This window comes from Falsiphaeobacter marinintestinus (genome assembly GCF_007923355.1).
GTDB lineage: Bacteria > Pseudomonadota > Alphaproteobacteria > Rhodobacterales > Rhodobacteraceae > Phaeobacter_A > Phaeobacter_A marinintestinus.
Genome location: NZ_VOGO01000056.1, coordinates 1 through 868 on the forward strand (window position 1 = coordinate 1; position 868 = coordinate 868).

Sequence of the window (868 nt, forward strand, 5' to 3'; positions counted from 1 at the left end):
CGGTGGCGGAAGATAGACCGGGTCCATTTGCAGCCCGCCGGGCGGCGAAAAGCTGATCGCGCCTTTGTCGGTCAGCGCAAAGCGCCCTTTGTCCGTCACCAATGCCTGCCCAGGCGCGATCGGTTCACCATCAATGGCGACAACTTTTGCACCGCCTTTGCGATTGGTTTCGTCGTTCTTGTCAAAGAGGATGGTTTGCGTCCGCGAGGCCGTCATGGCGACGGCGTCGTCCTTGGCCATGCCTTCACCCGGAGGCACTTCGAATTTTTCGACGTCTTCGCCAAAGTTGAACACGTTGACGAACACAGTGGCGTCGTCGGTCGCGCCATTGGCATCTTCCATCGTATAGACAAACGACATTTCACCGACAAACGGCCCGGGTGCCTGCAGAAAGCCCGGTACATATTTCGACCCGGTAAAGGCACCCCAGATCAGGAAGATCGTCACAATGGAAATAAGGCTTGCCCAGCGGTTGGACACGACGGCGCTTTCGTCGCCAAAAGTCACTGTCTTTAGCGATGTATAATCTGCCTGCGCGCGCTGCACGAAGAACTTGATGATGAAGAAAGAGCCAGCAAAGATCAGAATGTAGACGAGAAGAATGATGATGCCGGTCATTGTGCGTCCTCCGAACGTCCCATGATTTCTTCTTCCATATCCCAGATCATTTCGAGGATCTCTTCTCGGGTTTTGGCGTAATCGGGATGCTTTTTGACCTCACGCAGGTCGGCGCCGACGCCCAGTTCGGCGAATGGAAGGCGGTATTCCTTGTGGATGCGGCCCGGCCGCGGCGCCATCACCAGCAGGCGTTCGCCCAGCAGCAAGGCCTCTTCGACTGAGTGGGTGATCAGGATGATGGTCTTGCCGG

General features: G+C 56.6%; 2 pseudogenes. Both read right to left on the bottom strand.

The features are described from left to right. Window positions 1-618, bottom strand: a pseudogene (locus FOY56_RS23395) (ABC transporter permease); the annotation flags it as partial. Beyond that, window positions 615-868: pseudogene (locus tag FOY56_RS23400) on the bottom strand (ABC transporter ATP-binding protein); the annotation flags it as partial. The pseudogenes FOY56_RS23395 and FOY56_RS23400, both read right to left, overlap by 4 nt.